The organism is Arenibacter hampyeongensis, from assembly GCF_002909255.1.
GTDB classification, from domain to species: Bacteria; Bacteroidota; Bacteroidia; order Flavobacteriales; family Flavobacteriaceae; genus Arenibacter; species Arenibacter hampyeongensis.
Map to the genome: position 1 here is coordinate 26613 of NZ_PIOB01000017.1, position 18766 is coordinate 45378.

Consider the following 18766-nt stretch of genomic DNA (forward strand, 5'->3'; position numbering starts at 1 on the left):
CCGTTTTGCTAACTTAAGCTTTATCATTTATTACAACTGCCCCGATTCCAATATCAACTTTATGCACGAAGCCAAATATCAACACCACCTTAAAATATGGACACGACCAAAGATTTTGAGCAATTTGAAAACCTGGAAGAGGAACAACTACCTGTTCCCAAACATAAATTACATGATTGGACCCATTTTGCAGGACTATATGCTGCCGAGCATGTAGCCGCTACCGAATTTGTTATTGGGGCAACATTTGTGGCGCTGGGTGCCAAAACAATGGACATTTTATTGGGACTGTTGATTGGCAATATTTTAGCGGTGCTCAGCTGGACCTTTATAACGTCCCCAATTGCAGTGGATACCCGTCTTAGTCTCTATACCTATCTTAACAAGATTGCGGGCGATTCCATGACCAAACTTTACAATTGGGCGAATGTGATCATCTTTTCCGTCATATCCGCCGCCATGATCACGGTATCGGCAACAGCGGTACGTTTTGCCTTTGATATCCCTGCACAACTTAACTGGTACCCTACCAATCTCTGGTTTATTTTGATTGTATTTGGGGTAGGTATTGTAGTGGTATCCATTGCACTGTACGGTTTCAATGCTGTTTCCGAATTCTCAGGAATCTGTGCGCCTTGGCTATTCGTAATGTTCACTAGCGGCGCCATGGTACTTTTGCCTGCCTTATCCCTAGATGTCTTAGCGAAAACCATACCATCAGGCTGGGATGATTTTATAGCCTTGGGCAATCAATCTATTTGGACGGGAATTGATAGTGATGGTGAGCCTGGTATTGGTTTGATAGAAGTAATTGGTTTCGCTTGGGCCGCCAATACCATTACCCACTTTGGTTTAATTGACATGGCCCTTTTACGTTTCGCAAAAAAGAAAATTTATGGGCTGGCTACAAGTACAGGGATGATGTTTGGACATTATGTCGCCTGGATCGCCGCTGGTATTATGGGAGCCGGAGCCGCAGTAATCTTAGGGAAATCTATAGTGGAACTCGACCCTGGGGATGTTGCCTATTACGCCTTGGGTTGGTCCGGGTTTGTCATTGTCATAGTGGCCGGATGGACCACGGCCATTACCAACCTTTATAGGGCCGGGTTGGCAGCACAAGCCATCTTCTACAATCATTCCCGAAAAAAGACTACCATAGTGGTAGGGTTGATAACGATAGTGATAGCATGTTTTCCGTTTGTTTTTTCCCAAATACTTCCCTTGTTGACCTATGCCGGTCTGATTGTGGTTCCGGTAGGCGCCATTGTATTCGCCGAACATCAGATTTTTCCAAGAATAGGATTTACCAGGTATTGGTCGGCCTACCGCGAATTAACCTTTAGCACTCCAGCCGTGGCCTCATGGGCATTGGGCCTGTTCTTTGGTTTTGGGCTGAACTCCCTTAATGTAATGTCCTTCTTCTATCTATTTATACCCACCTGGGTTTTCACAATCCTAGTTTATACTTTCCTGGCTTCACGTTATGGTGCCAAGAAGTCATATCCTGAAGCAGAGCAACAGGAAGAAATCCGCAATGACAACATTGCAAAATTTCAGGAGCAAAAAGGAAAACTGGAAAAAGAGCATATAAAAGATACTTCCATTTTTTCAGGAATTTTAAAAATCATTTCGATAATTGCCCTTATCATAACCTTGATATTGGCTTGTATCGTGCTTTTTGGCAGTTCTGATGAAAGCGTATATATCGTAAATCGCGCACAATTTTATCAATACGCATTCATTTGTACTATACTCTATTTTGTTACTGCTTATTGGGCATTTCAGCGTTTAAAACAAAAGCAAAAAAACTAAAGGTAATGGATACTACTATTCAACTCAATCAAAAGAATTTATCTCAAATTACAGACCGTATTCCAGGTCCTACTTATACTAGAAAGGTACTTAAGTCAGGAATGGTCCATATTGGTGTTGGCGGTTTTCATAGGGCACATCAGGCTTTTTATACACATAAGTTTCAGGAAAAATACAATGCTCCTCAATGGGGCATTTGCGGTATAGGTTTGCGCGAAGGTGATAGAAAAATACATGACGTCCTAAAAAAGCAGGACGGTCTTTATACCCTTATCGTTAAGCATCCTGATGGAAAAATTGCACCAACGGTGATAGGTTCAATTAGCGATTTCCTACTGGGAGTTGATAACCCCATGCTAGTCATAGAGCGGATGGCAGACCCTGCTACCAAAATTGTCTCGCTCACCATAACCGAAGGAGGTTATAATTTTAATCCTTCCACAGGTGAATTTGACTTTGATAATCCAGATATCCAACACGAATTAAAATATCCCCATAGCCCCAAAACCGTTTATGGGTATTTAACGGCAGCTTTAAAAAAGCGTCAGGAGGCCAAACTACCAGCGTTCACAATTATGTCTTGCGATAACATTCAGCACAATGGTGATGTAGCTCGGGAAATGCTCCTCTCATTTGCCAAGCAACAAAATGCAGCCTTGGCAGAATGGATAGAACGGGAGGTGTGCTTCCCGAATAGTATGGTAGACCGCATAACACCGGTAACTACCCAATCGGATATAGATTACTTGGCAAAAACTTACGGAATAAAGGATGAGTGGCCAGTTACCTGTGAGCCATTTTTACAATGGGTAATTGAGGATAGTTTTTCGGATGGGCGCCCCGAACTGGAGAAGGTAGGAGTTCAATTTGTTCCAGATGTGAAGCCCTATGAAAAAATGAAACTCCGATTATTAAATGCAGGTCATTCAGTGTTGGGTTTATTGGGAGCGCTACATGGGCACAAAACCATTAACGCCTGTATGGAAGACAATACCTTCGTTAGTTATTTAAGAACGTTTATGGACAAGGAAGCAACTCCGGTCTTGGATGAGGTAAAGGGGATTGACCTAAATGAATACAAAGACAGTTTACAGGCACGCTTTGCCAACCCTAACATAAAGGACAGTGTTAGCCGCATTTGTTCGGAAAGCTCCGCCAAACTGCCGAAATTTTTAATAGCTACCCTTGAAGAAAATTTAGCTGCAGGAAGAAGCATTAAATACGCAACTCTTGTTATTGCGGCCTGGTGCCATTATAGTGACAAGCAAGCTGATAAAGATGGGCAACCCCTGGAAATTATAGATGCCATGCGCAACGAACTTCACGAAGCCGCGGTTAAAACCACATCGGATCCACTAGCGTTTATCAAACAGGAATCACTTTTTGGTAATCTTGCCAAAAATAAACGCTTTACGGACTTATACTCTGTTATGGTTCAGAAAATATATAAGGATGCCAATATCAAAAAGTATATGCAGGATATGCTTTAAAAGGAAATTTTCCCTTTTCAGGATTAAATAATGAAAATTAATAAATTGAAATACCCAAATTTGCCTCTTTGCCCAAGCGCAAGTAGGTAATTGGGGCTTCTACAAGTAGCCGGTAGAGGAATTTCAGTAAATGCCCTGGCTCCAGGGGCCACGAAAACTGAATTGTTTTTAAAGGGAAAAAGCAAGAAACCATAGATAGGCCAAGTGCCATGAATGCTTTTAACAGATTGGCAAAACCAATTGATATTGCCCGGGTAGTGCTGTTTTTGGCAAACCACGATTCCAAATGGATTTCAGGTCTAGTCATAGGTGCCAATGGTGATTTGGTATAATCCAAATAGCTAATTGGATATTACACCTAAAATTTTAGTCCGTTCCAATATATGCACCACATAAATAGTTATTCTTAAGAATCCATTTAGTAAAAAATCACCGTCCTTGGTATTGTTTGCCTTACTTACTTCAATTCAAAAGTTTTTGTAAATTTAACCGGCCCCGATACTCTGCTAGATTTTATTTGGATTAAATCCCAAATAGCAAATCAAAGCCTAGACCTTAGCGGTAATTGTAAAAGACAAACTTTGAAAAATAGGCTTCTTAAATTGGTAACTTTTATCTTGATTTTATTAATTGGGATAGCATTGGGTATATTTCTAAGTAAAAATGAATCGACTTGGTCGTTGATTAAAAAACCCTACGAAGAAGCCTTTTTAAAGTTTGACGATACGCGAAAGATAGGATGGGGCAAAGATTTTAGAATTGTTAAAATTAAATCCTCTAAGGATAATAGTTTTCAAAAATCCTATTTCTTTAAATCACCATCCAACAAGCCCAAACCTTTAATTGTAAGCCTACACACTTGGAGTGGTTATTATGACCAAAATGATGATTTGGCAGAAATGTGCAAGCAAAAAAATCTGAATTATATCCATCCAGATTTTCGAGGCGCAAACCTAACAATAAATGCCTGTGCCAGTGAATTGGCATTAACGGACATTGACGATGCAATAACTTATGCGATTGAAAATTCCAACGTTGACACCTCTAAAATATACGTTGTTGGTGTTAGTGGCGGTGGCTATGCGACACTGAGTACTTTTATGAAATCGAAACATAAGATTAGAAAATTTTCAGCTTGGGCATCGATTAGTGATTTAATTGCATGGTATAAGGAAAGTATAATAAGGGACAATAACTATGCAGCAAATATTCTTGATTGCACTGGTTCTGAATATGTTCTTAATATTGAAAGTGCGAAACAGAAATCACCTATTTATTGGAATACACCAACAGAAAAATTAAAAAATTCCGAACTATCTATTTATGCCGGTATATATGACGGAATACAAGGAAGTGTACCTATTACCCATTCAATCAATTTCTATAATAAGTTATTGACCGATATGTCAGTGTCCGATACTTTACAATATGTATCACTTTCTGAAAAATTGAACTTACTTGAAAAACGAGAGGCACTGGGTGATTTTGGCACTATTGGGAATAGAAAAATTTTTTTAAGAAAGAAATTTGAAAATATAAGTTTGACCATATTTGAAGGCAATCACGAAATGCTGACCGAATTTGCATTAAATGATTTACTTGAAGATTAACATTATGCAGCCAATAACCAAGTGTTGATATTAGTAAAAACGAATAGTCCATCCACAAAACAAGTAGGTCCCCTATCCTATAATTGGGAAATCTGAATACAACAACCACATAAGGGACTGATTATTATTACCTGGTAATGCGCTGTCATAGGTACCTAAAGGATCCTATTTATATTTTCAGTGGTGTACCACTAACGGCTATAGCTTGGAAATAGCCTTTTCCAAAATGTTCTTTACCCTAAGTTTTAAACTTTCCGGCTCCAATATTTCGGCATAATCCCCGAACATTAGATACCATCTTGGAAAACCATGCTCCAAATCTGATGACATAAATGTCATCTCCACCTTGTTATCCTTTATTTTCTCCGAAATAAAGCCATATTGCTTTTTACTGCTACCAATATACCTCGCTACTCCTTTATCCACCAATATTTTAATCCTTACTTTTTCCCTATTTACTTCTTTACTTAAATGGTCATCCAAACTGCCATGCTCCTGGCTAAAGGGATGTGCTGTTCTTTTAATGGCCAACATTCTGTCTGTTCTAAACTGCCGATAATCATTCCTATAATGGCAGAACCCCAACACATACCAAAAATTATTTTCATGAAAAAGTCCTACGGCTTCAATATATCTTTCCGTAGGATTCTCACTTTGCATTGAGTGGTACTTGAGGAATACCTGCTTTTTTTCAGCAATACTTTCAAAGAGAATCTCAAGGGCATCGGGTATATTTTCATTGAACAATTGTTGTGAAGGATCTACCGTTATCTGTGATTCCAAGGCCGAAATCCAATCCTTTTCACTACCTCTCAAAACCGACTTAACCTTAAACATGGCCGACTGATGATAGTTGCCAAGCGATTTGTCCACAAACTTTTGCATTAATTTTTCGGCAGCAACAAAGCTTCCCGCTTCCTCTCTAGTAAACATAACCGGTGGTAAACGATAACCTTCCATAATGGAATAGCCAACTCCGGCCTCACTTACTATGGGCACACCAGAGGCTTCCAGGGTTCTTATATCCCTATAAATGGTACGGAGGCTTACCTGGAAACGATCCGCCAACTCCTGTGCCTTTACTATACGTTTCGACTGCAGCTGTACCAAAATGGCCACAATACGATCAAATCTGTTAACGGTATCCATACCCATAATTGCATAACATATCTCCCAAAGATAGGACTTCAAATAAAAGTATAATCCAAAATTTACCTTCGATTTATACATAACGGTTCATCATTTGCAACAAAAGACATTCAAAAACCAATGCTCCTAAAGTCAGTACACAAATTAAAGACCAACAAGTGACAACCCATTGTCAACAGTACCAAAAACAATTATTAATCACTTCATTTTAAGTCATTTGGAATTTATTTACAATTCATTTTTTTGCTACTGACATAGGGCTGTCACTGCCCAGGATTAATTTTGATTCAGAAATATTAATCACTTAAAAATGTACAATTATGGAAACTACACTAAACAAGTCAACCCAAGTAATTTCAACAGAAGAATTATTGAAGCATTGGCAAGGTCATAGAGCCTTGACACGACGAGCAATTGATGCTTTCCCTGAAAAAGCCTTCTTTAACCATACCATTGGCGGTATGCGTCCGTTTTCTGAAATGGTTATGGAACTTCTGGGAATTGCTGCCCCCGGTCTAAAGGAAATTGCCACAGGAATAACTGCTCCGCTCAATGAAAATATAGAACACGGAAACCAAAAAGCTAAAATACTTGAACTTTGGGATAGTGCCACAGACGAAATCAACACGTATTGGTCACAAATTAAGGAAGAACAATTTCAGCAAACCATAAAGCTATTTGGACAATATGAAGGCACTGTTTGGTCTTCCGTTTTCTACTTTATAGATAATGAAATTCACCATCGCGGACAGGGATATGTCTATTTACGCTCCTTGGGCATAGAACCACCTGCATTTTATGACCGTCATTAAAATTAAATTTGGGTAAGATTATGAAAACCATATTGGTATTTAAAACATCCGTAGCAAAAAAACGGGAGGTAAAAACCCTAAAACCCGTTTTAAATAGATTAATTACCAAAAATGACTATTGGAATTTTGACCTGGAGGATTGCGATAATATCCTTCGGGTCGAAACTCAACTGGTTCAGGTAGACTCGGTAATTCGAGCACTAAAAAACCACGGCTTTTATTGCGAGGAATTGGTATAAAAAAACCTCTATTGATTCTGGCTAAGCCAGAGTCAATAGTATTGTTGCCCTATTTTACCATATTCTGTAGCTGGGTGCAGACTAGTGGATTAAATTAATGCCATTCAGAATGCCTTTTCCTGTTTAAATGAAATATGATTTCATCAATTAATGAAGCTTATATTTTCAGGTTGGTAAAAGATCATGAACTGTAGTATCAATTAGATAATATTAGGCACTTTAGTTGCTCACTGTTCAAAATAAGGTTTATTTTTGCGTCCAACCAGGCAAAAAAAGATCGATCTCTATACTGTATAGAACTGTAAGGAACCAAATTCTTTTGTATGCTATGGTTTTAACAATCGCAATACATTTAATAAAATCTGAATGGCATATTTGACCCCGAAAATTGCTGAGGAAGAAAGACTGGCAGTTCCCGAAAACTACAAAAATTGGAAAAAGTGGGGACCTTATTTGGCCGAAAGACAATGGGGCACAGTAAGGGAAGATTATAGTGCACATGGAGACGCATGGAATTTTGTAGATCACGATAGAGCACGTAGTAACGCCTATAGATGGGGAGAGGAAGGTATTGGAGGCTTTTGCGACTCAAAGGAGATATTATGCCTGGCACCCGCTTTTTGGAATGGGAAGGATGATATTTTAAAAGAGCGATTATTTGGTCTCACCAACAATCAAGGTAATCACGGGGAGGATGTTAAGGAACTCTATTTTCATCAAGTATCCACACCTACACACTCCTACAGCAAATATTTGTATAAGTATCCACAGAAGAAATTTCCGTATGTGGACTTGGTGAAAAACAATAAAAGAAGTCGGGAGGAAGCGGAATATGAGCTGTTGGACACACCTAGTTTTAAGAAAAATGCCTATTTCGATTGTTTTATAGAATATGCCAAAGCCGATGTGGATGATATTCTCATGAAGATCACCATCGTAAACAGAGGCCGCAAAAGGGCCAATATTCATGTATTGCCACACCTTTGGTTCAGAAATTTTTGGAAACACAACAAACTATTTAGTCGCCCGAGAATTAAATCGGTTGCCGAGAACTGTGTGCAATCCAGAAGCATTAGAAACGGTCGACATTATTTTTATCATGAAAATGGCAAACAGCTTTTCTGTGAAAATGAAACCAACAATAAGCGCATTTATAATGTGCCCAATGAGGTGGAGTACGTTAAAGATGGTATAAACGACCATGTAGTAAACGGCAAGCGCACCGTAAATCCCGAAAAGAATGGTTCCAAATCTGCCATCTGGCACAAATTTAAGCTTAAGGCAGGTGAGGAAAAGAGCATTAGGGTGCGACTTAGCAAAAATAAAATAAAAGATCCCTGGGCGGATTTTGATGCGATATTTGAGGAGAGAATAAGGGAATGTGACGAATTTTATGAAAGCAAATTAAAGAAAGACTTGCCAATTGCCCACCGGCATATTGCAAAGAGCGCATTCTCAGGTCTGTTATGGACCAAGCAATTTTATTACTATGATGTTTTTAAATGGCTTTTTGGAGGACCCGGTGAAGCGCAGCCAGATAGAATCAACCCGCGAAATTTTAGTTGGCAACACCTTACCAACAGGCATGTGATTTCTATGCCGGATAAATGGGAATATCCATGGTATGCCGCTTGGGACCTTGCTTTTCACATGGTTTCTTTTGCAGAGATAGATCCTTATTTTTCAAAAGAACAATTGCTACTGGTACTTAGGGAGAGCTATATGCACCCCAATGGACAAATTCCGGCATACGAATGGAATTTTAGTGATGTGAACCCTCCAGTGCATTCATGGGCTGTTTGGAATGTTTATGAAAAGGACAAAGAAAGGAACGGCACTGGCGATACAAAGTTTTTGGAAAATGCTTTCCAAAAACTACTGATCAATTTTACGTGGTGGGTGAACCAAAAGGACAAACACGGTACCGATCTTTTTGAAGGTGGATTTTTAGGCCTCGATAACATTGGGGTGTTCGATCGCAATCATATGCCACATGGCGTTAGTAGAATGCAACAGGCAGATGCCACCAGTTGGATGGCTATGTTTACGGTAAACATGCTGCGTATGTCGCTAGAACTGGCGAAGACCAATAAAGTGTATGAAGAATCTGCGGCCAAGTTCTTCAGGCATTTTCTTAATATTGCCTGGGCTATGCACCACATAGGAAAAAAAGATATCTCACTTTGGGATGATGAGGACGATTTTTATTACGACGTAGTTGAACTGTCCTCAGGGGAAACAAGCCGATTGAAAGTGCGGTCCTTAGTAGGTATTATACCCTTATTTGCTGTAGAGATCATACATAAAGATCTCTTTGAACAATTAAAGGAATTTAAAGTAAGGGCTGTCGATATTGTTAGAACACGTCCAGATCTAGCCTCCTTGATTTCCAATATAGAAGAGACCAATAAGGATGGTAACTATCTTTTTTCGATCATGCGCGGCTATAGGTTGGAAAAGCTCCTGAAACGGCTCTTGGATGAAGACGAATTTCTTTCGGACTATGGTATTAGATCCCTATCCAAATACCACAAGGATCATCCTTTTGTATTTCAACACAATGGTCATTATAGCATTCACTACGAGCCAGGTGAGAGTCGATCCAATATGTTCGGGGGCAACTCCAATTGGAGAGGGCCCATTTGGATGCCATTGAATTATATGATTATTCAATCTTTGCGAAAATATTATAAGTTTTACGGTCCTACCTATCAATATGAATTTCCCACTGGATCTGGTATAAAGCTAAACTTAAAGGAAATAGCCAATGAGCTAACCAAGAGGCTGATAAGACTTTTTGAGCGTAACGCGGAAGGCAAATTTCAATATCACGCAGAAGACCCCAATAACTTGTTCTCAAAGGATGGGCATTTTAAGGACCAACATCTCTTTTATGAATTTTTTGACGGTGATAATGGTAAAGGCCTAGGTGCTTCGCATCAAACAGGATGGACGGCATTGATCGCCAATCTCATCATGGAAATGGAAGAATCCGGGTCCTAAACCGGACATTTTCTAAACAGCCATAAAATATAGACCTCACCTTGTGGGGTCTATTGCATTTAGGGACCAAAATTCCAACCTTATTTATTATCTTTCTACAGTGGTAGGGAATCATTACCAATTACCTCCACGTAAAATCTAGGCATGCTCCCCCGTATTGCTCCAATTTTGAACGCAAACCAATCCAAAAAGACAAAAATGAAAATATTCCAATCGTTTATATGCTTCCTCCTTTTTAGTGCTTTTCTAATTGCACAACCCCGCCAAGAACTCGTGGAAGTCATTGTAAGTCCCAACCATACCGACTGGACCTACTCTCTTGGCGAACAGGCCGAATTTTCAATTTCAGTTTTTAGAAACAATGTTCTCTTGGACGATATAGAAATTAAATACATCGTTCAACCCGATCCCGGGTACCGAACCATAGAAATTTGGGATGAGGGCACGAGAACCCTTAAAAACAATACCACAAAAATTAAGACTAAAAAATTCACCGAACCGGGATTTCTCCGTTGTACCGCAACAGTTATGGTAGATGGCAAGGAGTATTCATCTTATACCACCGTAGGTTTTGCACCTGATAAAATACAGCCCACGACCACCTTACCCAAAGATTTTGAGGAGTTTTGGAAAAAAGGCAAGGAAGAATTGGATCAAGTACCTATGAACGCCACAATCACTTTGATGCCAGAGCGTTGCACCGACAAGGTAGAGGTTTACCATGTGAAGTTGGACAACATAAAAGGGAAAATCTATGGCATTCTTACCAAACCCAAAAAGCCTGGAAAATACCCCGCCATACTACACGTTCCTGGTGCTGGAATACGGCCCTATTATGGGGAAATTGACGAAGCTGCGGAAGGATTCATCTCTTTTACCATTGGTATTCATGGCATACCCCTAAACCTGGATCAAAGTGTTTATGATGATCTTGGAAGAGGTGCCCTGAACGGTTACCAGACCTTCAATCTAGATGATAGGGATACTGCCTACTATCGCCGTGTATATCTGGGCTGTGTTAGGGCTGTCGATTTTATAGAAAGTGTGGATGGTTTTAATGGAGAAGATATTGCCGTTACCGGGGGTAGCCAAGGGGGTGCACTTTCCATTGTTACCGCAAGTTTGGATGATAGGATTGATTATTTGGCGGCCTTTTACCCTGCCCTATCCGATATGACAGGATTTTTACATGGGCGTGCCGGAGGTTGGCCACAGATTTTCGTGGACGAATTTTCCAACAAACCAGAGAAAATAGAAGTTTCCAAATATTATGATGTCGTAAATTTTGCACGCTTCGTAAAAGTACCGGGCTGGTACAGTTGGGGCTATAATGACAATGTATGCCCACCTGCCTCTACCTATTCCGCCTATAATGTATTAACCGCACCAAAGGAGCTTCATCTTTTTCAAAAAACGCAACATTGGACTTACCCAGAACAACAGGAATTGAGAAAGGAATGGTTATTCGCGAAACTCAGGAAAAAAGATAGATCGGCCTCCATATATTATGTCAAGACCTTTTCCTATATTTAATTGAACCAAACCAAAAATACATGAAGTCAAAAGACCAGCATCGTAGAGAATTCATTAAACAAAGTGGTTTAGGCCTTTTGGGGCTAACCTTATTACCTTCGGCATACGGAAGTATCGCTCCTAGCGATCGCCTAAGAATTGCCCACATTGGCGTTGGGGGAATGGGCAACAGCCATATGAAATGGTTCAGTGGGTTGCCGGAAGTGGATGTTGTAGCACTTTGCGATGTAGACGAATTGCACCTGGCGAGCAGCTTAAAAACAATGGAAACCCTTCAGCCCGGAAAAAAAGTGAAAGGCTATGGTGATTTCCGAAATATTCTGGACCGCAAGGACATTGATGCCATCACCTGTGCCACCCCGGACCATTGGCATGCACAGATCGCAACTTTAGCTTTTCAGGCGGGAAAGGATGTGTACGGCGAAAAACCGCTGTCCTATGATGTTAAAGAAGGGCAAATGATGCTCCAAAATTTGGAAAAGCACAATAGTATTTTTCAAATGGGAACACAGATACATGCTACCGACAATTACCACCGTGTCGTTGAAATTATAAAGTCTGGCGCTATTGGTAATGTACATACGGTTCGTTTATGGAAAACTGGGGCTCCACCAAATTTGGGCAATCCTAAAAGTGTGGCCATACCCAAAAACCTGAATTGGGATATGTGGCTGGGACCTGCACCCTATGTAGATTATATTCCTGAGAAATGCCACTTTACCTATCGCTATTTCTTGGATTATTCCGGAGGCTTCTTTGCCGATTTCTGGTGCCATATTGCCGATGTGGCCTTTTGGGCCTTGGAACCCAAGGGCCTAAAAAGTATTGTTGCCCGTGGGGAGAAGGCAGAAGGTATAGCAGACACCCCAAAATGGATTGAAATCGATTATGAGTTCGACGGTTTAAAACTATTTTGGACCAGTGAACCACCAAATGTACCTGGTGCTGCGGAGCGCGGAATTGGCGCCTATTTTGAAGGCGACAAGGGGAGTTTGATCTGTGATTACAATTCCCGTGAAATAACAATCAACGGTGAAACCATGACCGATATCCCCGAAATACCACAAAGCATTATCCGCTCTCCAGGGCACCAGCAAAACTTTGTGGATTCTGTAAAATCTAGAATCCAACCCGAATCAAATCTGGCCTATGCCCGTACCATGACCCTACCCATGCATTTGGGATTAATTTCGTACAGATTGGGAAGGAAACTAAATTGGGATTCGGACAAGGAAAAATTTATCGGAGATTCGGAAGCCAATGCCCTTTTGTCCAGAAAACCTCGTAAACCCTGGAGATTGGTAAAATAACCGTTCATATAATAAAAGCCCTTTTTAAAGGGCTTTATTTTGTTCCTCTTTTTTCTTTTTTGCAAAGTATCTGCCCTGTTTTACATAATAGGACCCCACAGGAGGTGAATTATCTCCAAATTCCCTCCTTATATAGGTCAGAATCTGGGCAATCTCTTCATCTTCCAAATAGTCTACCGGTGGCATCACTCCGTCAAAAGATCTACCATTTACTTCTATAGGTCCGCTTAAACCACTCAATACAACATCTATTAGAATTTGTTGATCCCCTTTTACCCATTCCGATCCAGCAATCGGTGGAAACCTACTGCCATCACCTTTGCCGTTGCCCATATGACATGTACCACAATATTTATTATATAATATTGCTCCTGCCTCTGCCCTAATCGGTGTAAGATCGTCTTTTAATTCATCGGGAGTTTTTATATGTGGCAATTTTTTGTGTTCTTCCATTTGTACAAGCCGCCCTGGGCCAAAAGTCTTCTTATCCCCCTTATACATGACTCGCCATATCTTTCCTTTCTCACTTTCGCTTACATATAAAGAACCATCAGGGCCCATGGCTATTCCCATTGGTCTGTATCCTGCATCATCCGTATCAACAATTTTATCCACTTGTGTAAAACCATCGGCAAACACTTCCCAATCGCCAAATCTTCCATTTTTAAATGGTACAAAACCAATAAAATAGCCGGCTTGTGGAAAAGGAGCTCTTATGGTCGACCCATGAAAAGCTATAAAGGCTCCATTTTTGTAATGTTCGGGAAATTGATTTCCTTGATAGAAATGAAGGTCGTTGGGAGCCCAGTGCCCAGGAAAACCAATTATGGGCTGCTCGTATTCGGCACCTTTGCCTTCCTTTTTACCATCCCCGCCATATTCCGGATTCAGTAATTTTTTACCCTGCATATGATCGTAGTAATAATATGGCCAACCAGCATCGGTCCCTTCCTGTATCCGAAGAAATTCTTCCGAAGGCAGCATGGCACTTTGCCACGGAGAATAGTATTCCGGCCAATTGCGGTTCATATTGTCCCTTCCGTGCTGCAGGGCATACAAGGTATTGTCGTGGTGATTCCAGTCCATTCCAACAACACTTCTAATTCCGGTAGCATAGCGGTAGCCATCCTTTTGGACCTGCCCGGGTTTATTGGCATCAAATTGCCAAATGCCACCATGCCATTCCAACTCTGGACATGGATCCAAACCCAATGCGCCCGGCATTCGATTTTGCTCTTTGGACTGACAAACATCGCCCGGAGATCCAAATGGCACGTACATATGGCCGTCATCATCAAAAGTTAGCGGCTTTGCAATATGGGAATATCCATATTTGGAATTTTGATAATCATCCGTGAGCATAACTTCCGGTTCACTTTCCGGGATAAGTTTACCCCTCGTCAGTTTTTGTCTATACACCGTACTGGCGGTGCTGTAATACAAATAATCCTCATAAATGCGCATTCCAGTGGCATAGTAACCGCGTTGATCAAATACCCCAAACCGCTTTATGACGTCCGCTTTCCCATCATTATTGGTATCGCGAAGTCCAATATTTTCGCCCTCTTCATGGGCAAACCGCATTTTAATATAAATATCCCCATTCTTATTTACGGCAAGATGGCGGGCAGGTCCAATACTATCTACCACCACAACGGCCTCAAAACCTTCGGGTAGTGCCAATCCCCCATTATCAGGGTCGCCCGGAGGCAAGGCTTCAGTGCACTGTGCCAAAACACCGGCAATTAGGAAAATATATGGGATTATTTTAGAGCCAGATGGAATTGTCACTAATTTATGTTTCATTTTTCGAGACTGAGGTGAGGAATAAAAAATCAATAAATCAGTTCATAATTCATTTAAGCTTCGTTACTAAAATTAGTATTAATTATTTGATTTTAAAAATTTGATTCCCTAATAGAAAATTACCGATCGGCCCAAAAATCAAAATATAGTTCAAAATAGAGGCAGCCAACAAGAATTTAAAAGAGAACAATTAAGAAGAGCCAAATCGCCATTGGACCTCGTTTATGACTTTGACGTTCCGGTCACCGACCCTATTGGTGCGGAAGGACTGCTTGTTCCCGTCAACTTCCAATATACTCCCATGCCCAAAAGTGTTGCAAGTTGAATTTTCTACCTGCCTACCAGCTGGTAGGTTCGGTTTGAATTTGTTAAATTAGTTGCTTAATCACCGGAACCAATCCTATACAGTCACGGTAGCAATCAGTGCAAAAAAATGAAAACTAAAATAAGGTTTACTAGAAAGAGACTCAATTACAACCTGTTTTTTGGGATAGCTTGGTTGATATTGGGAATATTGAAAATGCTTACGGATACCCCTTTAAATGGTATTGACTATGCTTGGTTTGCTATAGCTGGACTTTCAATGGGAACTTATTTTTATGAATACACCCACCAATATTTGACAATAGAAAGAGGAATTATTTCTAAAAGTTATCCCTTTGGAAATAAAATAAAACTAGAAGAAATAAAGTACATCAAAAAATTTGCAGGGGACTATATCTTAAAAACTGACCAAACCGAATTGACAATCAACACCCAGATAATTGATAAAAAATCCCTTTCTGATTTGAATGAAATACTCGGTAAGTTGGACCTGCCTCCTGAAAAAACACCGTTTGTGGACATAACTAATAATTGATTGCTAAAATTTCCTCTTGGAAATTCCGGCAATCAATTATCTTTATGGCCAGGCCAACACTTTCCGTTGAAAAAGTCTGCAACCAATCCTACACCAACCGTTGTGTGTAAAACTTAAAAACGACAACCATAATAAGAACGGGAATGCCGAAAACCGAATAAGTAGGCACTAAATAATCAGCATTATGAAAGTACTAACCAAACGAATTACCTTACTTACATTTCTTTTTGCTTTAGCATTTGGATTCCAAAGTTGTGAACAAAAACAAAAAGAAGAAACGAAAGAAGTTGAAAAAGAAGTGATGGTTGAATCAGAGAAACCTGAATACTTTTTACTAAGACCAGAAGTAGAAAAGGCCTATGGATATTCGCACGCTGTGAAAATCGGAAATGACATTAAAATCTCTGGAGCAGTAAGCATGGACGATGAGGGAAACCCAACTGCTATTGGAGACTTGGAACAACAAATGAAAAACTGTTATTCCGATTTGGAAAAGATTTTAAAACATTATGGTTGCACCTTTGATGATGTAGTTGTGGAAAACATTTTTACGACCAATATGCCACTATTTCTCGAAAAAGCAGGATACCGAAATGAAATTTACAAAAAACAATTTCCCACAGGTTCTTGGCTTGGCGTAAAGGAATTGGCTATTCCAGATTTTATGATTGAAATTGAACTGGAAGTTCATAAATCGGAATAGAAGTACGACCTCACAGTAACGTCTTAGTTCAATAATGACTGAGTTTTCTAATCGGAAATTCAACTCGTTTAGCTAAACTAGGTACTTAACCACGCCTATAAATCACACACAAAACCGTTAGGGCCAACCAAAAAGAAATGGATATGAATAGGAATAAACCGTCCTATCAGGAGTTGGAAAGAGCAATAAGTGAAGCTCATAATGTAAGTGAAGCCTTAAAATCTTCATTGGAAAGAGTTAGCGATGGGGTTGTTGTTTTCGATAAAGATTTCAACTACACTTATATAAACCCGGCAGGAGCGCAATTATTGGGCAGGACTATTGAAGATCTGATTGGGAAAAACTACTACAAAGAATATCCTGAAGCCCATAATACTTTATTTGCAAGAGCATATAAAAAAGCTATGGAAACTCAGGAGCCTATTTATATAGAGGAACATTATGAGGCATGGGGAAAATGGTTTACAAACAAAATATACCCTTCAAATGAAGGTATAACAATATTTTTTAATGATATAACAGAAAGTAAAAACAATGAAATACTGTTGACCAATTTAAATGCCGAGCTTATTATTGCCAAAGAAAAAGCAGAAGATAGCGACCTTTTAAAATCGGCCTTTCTTGCAAATATGAGCCATGAGATAAGAACACCCATGAACGGTATTCTCGGCTTTTCAAGCCTATTAAAAGAACCGAATCTTTCTGGCGAAAGTCAGCAGGAGTATGTAGCTATGATTGAGAAAAGTGGAGCACGGATGCTTAATATTATTCAGGAGATTATTGATATTTCCAGAATTGAGGCAGGGCAAATTAAAGTGAATTTTGAAGAAGTAAATGTTAATGGGATAATAGAATACGTTTATAAATTATTAAAACTTGATTCTGAACAAAAAGGTCTACAACTCTCTTTTAAAAACAGTCTCCCGGACACAGAAGTAAGGATTAAAACTGATAATGGAAAATTGCATGGAATTCTTACGAATCTGGTAAAAAACGCAATTAAATACACTGATTACGGTTCCGTAGAATTTGGATATAACATAAAAGGGGATTTCATTGAGTTTTATGTAAATGATTCCGGAATTGGAATCCCAAAAGATAAACAAAAGGCCATATTTGAAAGGTTTATGCAGGCTGATATTCGTGATATTGAAGCGAGACAAGGAGTTGGTCTTGGATTGGCAATTGCAAAAGCATACATTGAGATGCTTGGTGGGAGCATATGGTTGGAGAGTGATGAAGGGAAAGGAACTACATTTTATTTTACTATTCTATATCATCCCGTATATGAACCGGAAACCATTGTTGGCAATGATAGCCCAACATTAAATGAGGGTAATTTAAGCGAAGGCCTCAAAATATTGGTTGCTGAAGATGATGCAATATCACAGCACTTAATTTGCCATTTTATTAAGAAGTTTACCAAAGAGGTAGTAGTGGTCAGCTCTGGTCTTGAAGCGGTTGAAGCCTGCAAAAAAAACACAGATTTTGATTTGGTATTAATGGACATACAGATGCCCAACATGAATGGGTTGGAAGCAACCCAACAAATTCGCAAATTCAACAATCACCTAGTTATCATTGCCCAGTCAGCTTTTGCAATGACTGGAGATAAAGAAAAGGCAATAGAACTGGGGTGCAATGATTATATTTCAAAGCCAATTAACAAACCTGAATTGCTGGCTTTAATTGAAAAGCATTTTAAATAATACTCCAATTTAAATGGCCATGGGTCAACGAAGGGAAATAAATTGGCTATAAGACAGGATCATTAATTATTGATATAGTTATTTGAACCTCAAGGAATATAGTCCAGTTTAGTTTAAAATGATAACATTCCGCAAAGGATAGCTTCGGATAGTGCAATAGTTCCAAATCATGTCCCTTATGGTGCATCCAATGAAATACCTCTTAGCCATTTAGACGATACGTTGCCCCATTTCCCGTAAGGGTAAAAATCAGTTGATGGTTGAAGGATTTATAACTACTAATGCGACCACAATGGCAACATTTCTTTATCTCCAATTCCCCTTACCTTTTTTATATTTGGGAGTGAATCTTTGAAAAATATATTGATCTGGAACAAAGATTGAAGCTTTGACAATCAAAAGAACATTTATAGGATTAAAAAAAAGCTAATAATTGCGATTTTGGCGACCAATGCTTTTTGAATCCGGACTTAATTAAAGGGGACAGCCTTGTTTTAATAACCAGCGATTCCAACAGCGCATATTTTGTAATTTATTGAAAATTGCCCACTAATTAAGGACTTGAAAAATGGAATCGGAAAAAAACTCTTTAATGGCTGATTTTTCGAATAAAAAAAGAGGGCCAATAAGCCCAGTCATGGTCGGAAGAAATTCCGACCATTTTTTTATGTTTCAAAATGATCTAATTTCCCTTCACATTTTACGACTATCATAGCAATAGCCAAATT

14 protein-coding genes are annotated in these 18766 nt (G+C 39.4%); 12 read left to right on the top strand and 2 right to left on the bottom strand.

Annotated elements, in window-relative coordinates; all coding sequences use genetic code 11:
* The first annotated feature begins 96 nt into the window (after nt 1–96).
* The 4 genes from CWD91_RS21865 (at nt 97) to CWD91_RS21880 (ending at nt 4915) form a co-directional block, all read left to right on the top strand.
* On the top strand, nt 97–1815 hold the full coding sequence (locus tag CWD91_RS21865; RefSeq protein ID WP_103443110.1) for a purine-cytosine permease family protein: 1719 nt from the start codon (nt 97–99) through the stop codon (nt 1813–1815).
* Between the two features lie 5 nt (nt 1816–1820).
* Nucleotides 1821–3305, top strand: a complete 1485-nt coding sequence (locus CWD91_RS21870; protein WP_103443123.1) for a mannitol dehydrogenase family protein — start codon at nt 1821–1823, stop codon at nt 3303–3305.
* Between the two features lie 209 nt (nt 3306–3514).
* Nucleotides 3515–3637, top strand: coding sequence for a hypothetical protein (locus tag CWD91_RS23115; RefSeq protein WP_262509698.1), 123 nt, complete (start codon nt 3515–3517; stop codon nt 3635–3637).
* Nucleotides 3638–3886: 249 nt separating this feature from the next.
* Nucleotides 3887–4915 carry an alpha/beta hydrolase family protein gene (locus CWD91_RS21880; RefSeq protein ID WP_103443111.1) on the top strand — a complete coding sequence of 343 codons (1029 nt, stop codon included), beginning with the start codon at nt 3887–3889 and terminating at the stop codon, nt 4913–4915.
* A 198-nt stretch (nt 4916–5113) separates the two neighbouring features.
* Here CWD91_RS21880 and CWD91_RS21885 read toward each other — a convergent pair whose 3' ends face one another.
* The gene (locus CWD91_RS21885) at nt 5114–6070 is read right to left on the bottom strand and encodes a helix-turn-helix transcriptional regulator (protein ID WP_103443124.1); all 957 of its coding nucleotides are present in this window, start codon (nt 6068–6070) and stop codon (nt 5114–5116) included.
* Nucleotides 6071–6384: 314 nt separating this feature from the next.
* On the opposite strand from CWD91_RS21885, the gene CWD91_RS21890 reads away from it, so the two are divergent.
* The 5 genes from CWD91_RS21890 to CWD91_RS21910 all read left to right on the top strand — a co-directional run bounded on the left by CWD91_RS21890 (nt 6385) and on the right by CWD91_RS21910 (nt 12961).
* Nucleotides 6385–6876, top strand: a complete 492-nt coding sequence (locus tag CWD91_RS21890; protein ID WP_103443112.1) for a DinB family protein — start codon at nt 6385–6387, stop codon at nt 6874–6876.
* Nucleotides 6877–6896: 20 nt separating this feature from the next.
* Nucleotides 6897–7115 carry a hypothetical protein gene (locus CWD91_RS21895; RefSeq protein ID WP_103443113.1) on the top strand — a complete coding sequence of 73 codons (219 nt, stop codon included), beginning with the start codon at nt 6897–6899 and terminating at the stop codon, nt 7113–7115.
* A gap of 366 nt (nt 7116–7481) precedes the next feature.
* A complete protein-coding gene (locus CWD91_RS21900) occupies nt 7482–10118 on the top strand; it encodes an MGH1-like glycoside hydrolase domain-containing protein (protein WP_103443114.1) in 2637 nt (878 codons plus the stop codon).
* Nucleotides 10119–10316: 198 nt separating this feature from the next.
* Nucleotides 10317–11651: an acetylxylan esterase gene (locus CWD91_RS21905; RefSeq protein ID WP_103443125.1), complete on the top strand. Its 1335-nt coding sequence runs from the start codon at nt 10317–10319 to the stop codon at nt 11649–11651.
* A 20-nt stretch (nt 11652–11671) separates the two neighbouring features.
* Nucleotides 11672–12961: a Gfo/Idh/MocA family protein gene (locus CWD91_RS21910; RefSeq protein WP_103443115.1), complete on the top strand. Its 1290-nt coding sequence runs from the start codon at nt 11672–11674 to the stop codon at nt 12959–12961.
* Nucleotides 12962–12985: 24 nt separating this feature from the next.
* Here CWD91_RS21910 and CWD91_RS21915 read toward each other — a convergent pair whose 3' ends face one another.
* Nucleotides 12986–14767, bottom strand: coding sequence for a PQQ-dependent sugar dehydrogenase (locus CWD91_RS21915; RefSeq protein ID WP_103443116.1), 1782 nt, complete (start codon nt 14765–14767; stop codon nt 12986–12988).
* A gap of 433 nt (nt 14768–15200) precedes the next feature.
* Here CWD91_RS21915 and CWD91_RS21920 point away from each other — a divergent pair, with 433 nt between their 5' ends.
* The 3 genes from CWD91_RS21920 to CWD91_RS21930 all read left to right on the top strand — a co-directional run bounded on the left by CWD91_RS21920 (nt 15201) and on the right by CWD91_RS21930 (nt 18038).
* Nucleotides 15201–15626: a hypothetical protein gene (locus CWD91_RS21920; protein WP_103443117.1), complete on the top strand. Its 426-nt coding sequence runs from the start codon at nt 15201–15203 to the stop codon at nt 15624–15626.
* A 184-nt stretch (nt 15627–15810) separates the two neighbouring features.
* Complete coding sequence (locus CWD91_RS21925; RefSeq protein WP_103443118.1) at nt 15811–16329, top strand: RidA family protein; 519 nt, start codon at nt 15811–15813, stop codon at nt 16327–16329.
* Between the two features lie 173 nt (nt 16330–16502).
* On the top strand, nt 16503–18038 hold the full coding sequence (locus CWD91_RS21930) for a PAS domain-containing sensor histidine kinase (protein WP_192877709.1): 1536 nt from the start codon (nt 16503–16505) through the stop codon (nt 18036–18038).
* The last annotated feature ends 728 nt before the right edge of the window (nt 18039–18766 follow it).